At 63.8% G+C, this 7,560-nt stretch carries 6 protein-coding genes; all 6 read left to right on the top strand.

What is annotated here, in order from left to right; all coding sequences use genetic code 11:
* Positions 1-224 precede the first annotated feature (224 nt).
* The 6 genes from HX807_RS26130 to HX807_RS26105 are packed head-to-tail and all read left to right on the top strand — an operon-like array spanning position 225 to position 7,551.
* Complete coding sequence (locus HX807_RS26130) at positions 225-1,787, top strand: methyl-accepting chemotaxis protein (RefSeq protein WP_371316498.1); 1,563 nt, start codon at positions 225-227, stop codon at positions 1,785-1,787.
* Positions 1,787-2,299, top strand: coding sequence for a chemotaxis protein CheW (locus HX807_RS26125; protein ID WP_008431120.1), 513 nt, complete (start codon positions 1,787-1,789; stop codon positions 2,297-2,299). The genes HX807_RS26130 and HX807_RS26125 overlap by 1 nt, the downstream gene beginning before the upstream one ends.
* A complete protein-coding gene (locus HX807_RS26120; RefSeq protein ID WP_134325821.1) occupies positions 2,299-3,561 on the top strand; it encodes a protein-glutamate O-methyltransferase CheR in 1,263 nt (420 codons plus the stop codon). Before HX807_RS26125 ends, HX807_RS26120 begins: the two co-directional genes overlap by 1 nt.
* Positions 3,558-4,244 (top strand): chemotaxis protein CheW, encoded by a 687-nt coding sequence (locus HX807_RS26115; protein WP_102368208.1) that lies wholly within the window; start codon positions 3,558-3,560, stop codon positions 4,242-4,244. The genes HX807_RS26120 and HX807_RS26115 overlap by 4 nt, the downstream gene beginning before the upstream one ends.
* Complete coding sequence (locus HX807_RS26110) at positions 4,241-6,544, top strand: hybrid sensor histidine kinase/response regulator (protein ID WP_177051547.1); 2,304 nt, start codon at positions 4,241-4,243, stop codon at positions 6,542-6,544. Before HX807_RS26115 ends, HX807_RS26110 begins: the two co-directional genes overlap by 4 nt.
* Positions 6,541-7,551 carry a chemotaxis response regulator protein-glutamate methylesterase gene (locus HX807_RS26105; protein ID WP_003219250.1) on the top strand — a complete coding sequence of 337 codons (1,011 nt, stop codon included), beginning with the start codon at positions 6,541-6,543 and terminating at the stop codon, positions 7,549-7,551. The genes HX807_RS26110 and HX807_RS26105 overlap by 4 nt, the downstream gene beginning before the upstream one ends.
* Positions 7,552-7,560 lie beyond the last annotated feature (9 nt).

Genomic DNA, 7,560 nt, shown 5'->3' with positions numbered 1-7,560 from the left:
CTGTAAGAGCGGAACCAATAGCAGCCGTTACCGCAGCAACGGATATGCCCCCCCAAGAAAACTTTCCTCCCCCGAGCGTGACCCAGATCCCACAACCCGTTGATTAATGATGGCATCCGCTCAGCTATACTCCTCTCCATTTGAATGGCCCTCGAGGAATTACTGTGAAGAACTGGACCTTGCGCCAACGGATTTTGGCGAGCTTTGCGGTCATCATCGCGATCATGCTGCTGATGGTAGTGGTCTCGTATTCACGCCTGTTGAAGATCGAACTCAGCGAAGAATCAGTCCGTGACGACGCAGTCCCGGGGGTGTACCTGAGTTCGATGATCCGCAGTGCCTGGGTCGACAGTTACCTGCAAACCCTCGATATCATTGGCCTGCGCGAAGACAAGGGCCTCACCGACGCCGACAAGACCGACTTCAAGTCTTTCGAAACCCGTATCCTCACCCAGATGGCCAATTACAAGGCGACCATCAACGGCGGCGAGGACCAGGCCGAATTCGATAAATTCGAAGCCCTGCACCAGGCCTATAACAAGGCCCTGTCCGGCGTTCTCGACCACCTGCAGAACCACGACGTGGCCGCCGCCCGCAAACTGTTCGACGCCGAGCTGACCCCGACCTGGACCGCAGGCCGCATGAAGCTCAACGACATCATCACCGAAAACAAAAACGTCGCGGACCGCGCCACCAACGCTATCGACGACGCCGTGTCCGCTGCAAAAATCAGCATGGGCGTCTCGCTGATCCTCGCGATCCTCGCCGCCGGCCTCTGCGGACTGCTGCTGATGCGCGCGATCATGGCGCCGATGAAACGCATCGTCGACATCCTCGAAACCATGCGCACCGGCGACTTGAGCAAACGCCTGAACCTCGAACGCAAGGACGAATTCGGCGCAGTAGAGACCGGCTTCAACGACATGATGACCGAGCTCACCGCCCTGGTGTCCCAGGCACAGCGCTCTTCGGTACAGGTCACTACCTCGGTCACCGAGATTGCCGCGACTTCCAAGCAACAACAGGCCACGGCCACTGAAACCGCCGCGACGACCACCGAGATCGGCGCTACTTCGCGGGAGATCGCTGCTACTTCCAAGGACTTGGTCCGTACCATGACCGAAGTCTCCACCGCCGCCGACCAGGCCTCGGTGGCCGCCGGCTCCGGCCAGCAAGGCCTGGCGCGCATGGAAGAAACCATGCACTCGGTGATGGGCGCAGCTGACCTGGTAAACGCCAAGCTGGCGATCCTCAATGAGAAGGCCGGCAACATCAACCAGGTGGTGGTGACCATCGTCAAGGTCGCCGACCAGACCAACCTGTTGTCCCTCAACGCTGCCATCGAGGCCGAGAAGGCCGGTGAGTACGGTCGCGGGTTTGCCGTGGTAGCCACCGAAGTGCGGCGCCTGGCCGACCAGACCGCCGTGGCCACCTACGACATCGAGCAGATGGTCCGCGAGATCCAGTCGGCGGTGTCGGCCGGGGTGATGGGCATGGACAAGTTCTCTGAAGAAGTGCGCCGTGGCATGTTCGAGGTGCAGCAGGTGGGCGAGCAGTTGTCGCAGATCATCCATCAGGTGCAGGCCCTGGCGCCACGGGTGTTGATGGTCAACGAAGGCATGCAGGCCCAGGCCACCGGCGCCGAGCAGATCAACCATGCGCTGGTGCAGTTGGGCGATGCCAGCAGCCAGACCGTGGAGTCCCTGCGTCAGGCCAGCTTTGCCATCGACGAGCTGAGCCAGGTCGCCGTCGGCCTGCGCAGCGGCGTGTCGCGTTTTAAAGTCTGATGAACGACCTCACGGCTAAACGCGGTGCCGTTGCGGCAGTGAAGAAAGCACTGTTCCTGGTGTTTCACATCGGTAATGAACGGTATGCCCTCAAGGCCACGGAAGTGGCCGAGGTGCTGCCGCGCCTGCCGCTCAAGCCCATTGCCCATGCGCCTGCGTGGGTCGCCGGGATCTTTGCCCATCGCGGGGCAATGGTGCCGGTGATCGATCTCAGTGCCTTGACCTTCGGTACGCCGGCCCAGGCCCGCACCAGCACGCGCCTGGTGTTGGTCAATTATCAGCCGGATGCACTCACTCCGGCACGCTGGCTGGGGCTGATCCTCGAACAGGCCACCGATACCCTGCGCTGTGACCCGGCGGAGTTCCAGCCCTACGGCCTGGACAACCGCCAGGCACGTTACCTGGGCCCGGTGCGCGAAGACGAGCGTGGCTTGATGCAGTGGATCGGCGTGGCGGACCTGCTGACGGCTGACGTGCAGGCGCTGCTGTTTGCCGCGGGCGAGGAGGGTTGATGAGCAGTGATCAACGCTTCTTCGACTTCCTTAAGGAGCGCATTGGCCTGGACGTTGCCTCGGTGGGCGAAGCGATCATCGAGCGTGCCGTACGCCAGCGCAGCATGGCGCTCAGCGCGCAGACCGCCGATCAATACTGGCAGCAATTGCAGGCCTCCACCGACGAACAGCAAGCGCTGATCGAAGCGGTGATCGTCCCCGAAACCTGGTTTTTCCGTTACCCCGAATCCTTCGCCACCCTGGGCCGGCTGGCGGTCGCCCGCCTGGCCGAAATCAAGCAGATGCGCGCCCTGCGGATCCTCAGCCTGCCGTGTTCCACCGGCGAAGAACCCTATTCGATTGCCATGGCCTTGCTCGACGCCGGGCTGGCGCCGCATCAGTTCAAGGTGCAGGGCATGGACGTCAGCCCGCTGTCGGTGGAGCGCGCCCGCCGTGGGGTGTACGGCAAGAATTCGTTTCGCGGCCAGGACCTCGAGTTCCGCGATCGCCACTTCACCGAGCAAACCGACGGCTACCGGATTGCCGACCGGGTACGCGAACAAGTGCGCCTGCAGGTTGGCAACCTGCTGGACCCCACGCTGCTGGCCAACGAGCCCACCTACGATTTTGTGTTCTGCCGCAACCTGCTGATCTACTTCGACCAGCCGACCCAGAAGCAGGTGTTTGAAGTGCTCAAGGGCCTGACCCATGTCGACGGCGTGCTGTTTATCGGTCCTGCCGAAGGCAGCCTGCTGGGGCGCCTGGGCATGCGTTCGATTGGCGTGCCGCAGTCGTTTGCCTTCAGCCGGCATGCGGAGCCCGCGCCTGAACCGGTATTTGTGCCGATGCCCGCGCCGATTCCTCAGCGCAGTGCCGCGCCTATCCCGACCAGGCCCCGGCCATTCAGCACCGTCAGTGCCCAAGTGGTACCGATCAAGCCGCCGCCCCCGCAGTCGGACGCCGCCGATCTGCTCAGTCAGATTGCGACCCTGGCCAATGAAGGCAAGAGCCTGGAAGCCCGTGCTGCCTGCGAGCGTTATTTGCAGAGCCATCCGCCGGCGGCCCAGGTGTTTTATTGGCTGGGCCTGCTCAGCGATGTGGCCGGCAGCGCCCTGGAAGCCCAGGGTTATTACAGAAAAGCCTTGTACCTGGAACCCCAGCACCCGCAGGCCTTGATGCACCTGGCCGCGTTGCTCGAGTCCCAGGGCGATGTCGCCGGCGCCCGGCGTTTGCAGGCTCGTGCCGCGCGCAGCGAGCGAGCTGACAGTGAGCGTAAATCATGACCCTGGATCCCGAGCTGAACCTGACCCTGGCCGATACCCAGGCCATCGATGACTGCTGGAACCGCATCGGCATCCACGGTGACAAGTCCTGCCCGTTGCTGGCCGAGCACATTCACTGTCGCAATTGCTCGGTGTATTCCGCCGCCGCCACGCGCCTGCTCGATCGTTATGCCTTGCAGCAGGACGATCACCGCCCCGTCGCGACGCCGGAAGTCGAGGGTGATGTCCTCACCCGTTCGCTGCTGATGTTCCGCCTCGGCGAAGAATGGCTGGGCATCGCCACTCGCTGCCTGGTGGAAGTGGCGCCGTTGCAGCCGATCCATTCCTTGCCCCATCAGCGTTCCCGCGCCTTGCTGGGCGTGGCCAATGTGCGTGGCGCACTGGTGGCGTGCCTGTCACTGGTGGAATTGCTGGGGCTGGACAGCACCGGCAGCGGCCCCAGTGGCGCACGAATCATGCCGCGCATGCTGATCATCGCGGCGCAGGACGGCCCCGTGGTGGTGCCGGTGGACGAAGTGGACGGTATCCATGCCATTGATGAACGCACCTTGAACGCGGCGTCTGCCTCCGGCACCCAGGCCAGCGCCCGCTATACCCAAGGGGTGTTGCAGTGGAAAGGCCGCAGCCTGCGCTGGCTGGACGAGGCGCAATTGTTGTCTGCCGTGACCCGGAGCCTCACATGACCCCCGACCAGATGCGCGATGCCTCGCTGCTGGAGCTGTTCAGCCTGGAAGCCGACGCCCAGACCCAGGTGCTCAGCGCCGGCCTGCTGGCCCTGGAGCGCAACCCGACCCAGGCCGACCAGCTCGAAGCCTGCATGCGCGCCGCCCATTCCCTGAAGGGCGCGGCGCGGATTGTCGGGGTGGACGCGGGGGTCAGCGTGGCCCACGTGATGGAAGATTGCCTGGTCAGCGCCCAGGAAAGCCGCTTGTACCTGCTGCCGGAACATATCGACGCACTGCTGCAAGGCACCGATTTGCTGATGCGCATTGCCACGCCGGGCAACACCGTGGGCCCGGCGAACATCGAGTCCTATGTGGCATTGATGGAGCGGTTGCTCGATCCGTCGCAGAAAGTCGCACCGCCCGCTGCGCCAAAGCCCGCGCCGCCGCCAACGCCCGCGCCAGAACCTGAATTGTCGATGGAAGCGCTGCTGACCCTGCCGCCGGAGCCCGAACCCGCGCCGCCGGTCAGTGCCGAACTGCCGCGCCAAAATAAGCGCATGACCGAAGGCGGCGAGCGGGTGTTGCGGGTGACCGCCGAACGCTTGAACAGCCTGTTGGACCTGTCCAGCAAGTCCCTGGTGGAAACCCAGCGGCTCAAGCCTTACCTCGCCAGCTTGCAACGCCTCAAGCGCATCCAGAGCAACAGCGCCCGCGCCCTGGAAAACCTCGACGGCCACCTCAAGACCGTCGACCTGAGCCTGGAAGCCCAGGAAGCCCTGGCCGACACCCGCCGCCTGTTGAGCGAAGCCCAGGCGCTGCTCGCGGAAAAAACCGCCGAAATCGACGAGTTCGGCTGGCAGGCCGGGCAACGCGCCCAAGTCTTGTACGACACGGCGCTGGCGTGCCGCATGCGGCCGTTTGCCGACGTGCTGGCCGGGCAGGTGCGCATGGTGCGTGACCTGGGCCGCAGCCTTGGTAAACAGGTACGCCTGGAAATCGAAGGCGAGAAAACCCAGGTCGACCGCGATGTGCTGGAAAAGCTCGAAGCGCCGCTGACCCATTTACTGCGCAATGCTGTGGACCACGGCATTGAAATGCCCGAGCAACGCCTGCTGGCCGGCAAACCGGCTGAAGGCCTGATCCGCCTGCGGGCGTCTCACCAGGCCGGCTTGCTGGTGCTTGAGTTGAGCGACGACGGTAACGGTGTCGACCTGGAGCGCCTGCGCGGCACCATCGTCGACCGGCATTTGTCGCCGGTGGAAACCGCCCTGCGCCTGAGCGAAGAGGAACTGCTCACGTTCCTGTTCCTGCCGGGGTTCAGCCTGCGGGACAAGGTCACCGAGGTCTCGGGGCGCGGGGTCGGCCTGGATGCGGTGCAGCATATGGTGCGCCAGTTGCGCGGCGCGGTGGTGCTGGAGCAGACGGCGGGGCAGGGCAGTCGCTTCCACCTGGAGGTGCCGTTGACCTTGTCGGTAGTGCGCAGCCTGGTGGTGGAAGTTGGCGAAGAGGCCTACGCCTTCCCGCTGGCCCACATCGAGCGCATGTGCGATCTTGCGCCCGACGACATCGTGCAACTGGAAGGCCGCCAGCATTTCTGGCACGAAGGCCGGCATGTCGGCCTGGTCGCCGCCAGCCAGTTGCTGCAGCGCCCGCCGGGGCAGGGCAGTGAGGAAACCCTGAAGGTCGTGGTGATCCGCGAGCGCGATGCGGTCTACGGGATTGCCGTGGAGCGTTTTATCGGCGAGCGCACGCTGGTGGTATTGCCCCTGGACGACCGGTTGGGCAAGGTCCAGGACATCTCCGCCGGAGCGTTGCTCGATGACGGTTCGGTGGTGCTGATCGTCGACGTCGAAGACATGCTGCGATCGGTGGACAAACTGCTGAATACCGGTCGTCTGGAGCGCATCGCCCGACGCACCCAGCAAACCCTCGAAGCACCGCGCAAGCGTATTCTGGTGGTGGATGACTCGCTGACCGTGCGCGAGCTGCAACGCAAATTGTTACTTAATCGCGGTTATGAAGTGGCCGTGGCAGTCGATGGCATGGATGGCTGGAACGCGCTGCGCTCCGAAGACTTCGACCTGCTGATCACGGACATTGATATGCCTCGCATGGACGGTATTGAATTGGTCACACTCTTGCGCCGTGATACTCGCCTGCAATCCCTGCCGGTGATGGTTGTTTCCTACAAGGATCGGGAAGAAGACCGTCGCCGTGGACTGGACGCCGGCGCCGACTATTATCTAGCCAAGGCCAGCTTCCATGACGACGCGCTGTTGGACGCGGTGGTGGAGCTGATCGGAGGAGCACGGGCATGAGGATTGCGATCGTCAATGACATGCCCATGGCCGTGGAGGCCTTGCGCCGGGCGTTGAGCCTAGAGCCGGCCCACGAAGTGGTGTGGGTTGCGGGCAACGGCCTGGAAGCAGTGCAGCGTTGCGCCGAGTTTACGCCCGACCTGATTCTGATGGACCTGATCATGCCGGTGATGGACGGTGTGGAGGCCACCCGGCAGATCATGGCCGAGACGCCCTGTGCGATCCTGATTGTCACCGTCGACCGCCAGGCCAACGTCAGCCGTGTATTCGAAGCCATGGGCCATGGCGCCCTGGACGTGGTTGACACGCCTGCACTGGGCGTGGGCAATCCGAAGGACGCCGCGGCACCGCTGTTGCGCAAGATCCTCAATATCGGCTGGCTGATTGGCCAGCGTGGCAGCCGCGTGCGGGCCGAGCCTGCGCCCCAGCGGGCCACGGGCAAACGCCAGAGCCTGGTGGCCATCGGTTCGTCCGCAGGCGGCCCGGCTGCCCTGGAATCCCTGCTCAAGGGCTTGCCCCGGGACTTCTCGCCGGCCATTGTGCTGGTGCAGCATGTGGACCAGGTGTTCGCCGCCGGCATGGCCGAATGGCTGAGCAGTGCCTCGGGCCTGCCGGTGCGACTGGCCCGGGAAGGCGAGCCGCCCCAAAGCGGTGTCGTGTTGCTGGCGGGCACCAATCATCACATTCGTCTGCTGAAGAACGGCACGCTGGCCTACACCGCAGAGCCTGTGAACGAGATTTACCGGCCGTCCATCGACGTGTTTTTCGAGAGCGTCGCCAGCTACTGGAATGGCGATGCCGTTGGCGTGCTGCTGACGGGGATGGGGCGTGATGGCGCCCAGGGACTTAAGTTGATGCGTCAGCAAGGCTACCTGACCATCGCGCAGGACCAGCAAAGCTGTGCTGTTTACGGCATGCCCAAAGCGGCAGCGGCGATTGACGCGGCTGTTGAAATTCGCCCATTGGACAGAATTGCGCCACGATTGCTGGAGGTATTCGCAAAATGACCGATATCA

The organism is Pseudomonas sp. D8002 (genome assembly GCF_013385695.1).
Lineage (GTDB): Bacteria > Pseudomonadota > Gammaproteobacteria > Pseudomonadales > Pseudomonadaceae > Aquipseudomonas.
The sequence above is the reverse complement of the archived record's forward strand: the minus strand, read 5'-3'. Positions and strand labels throughout refer to the sequence as shown.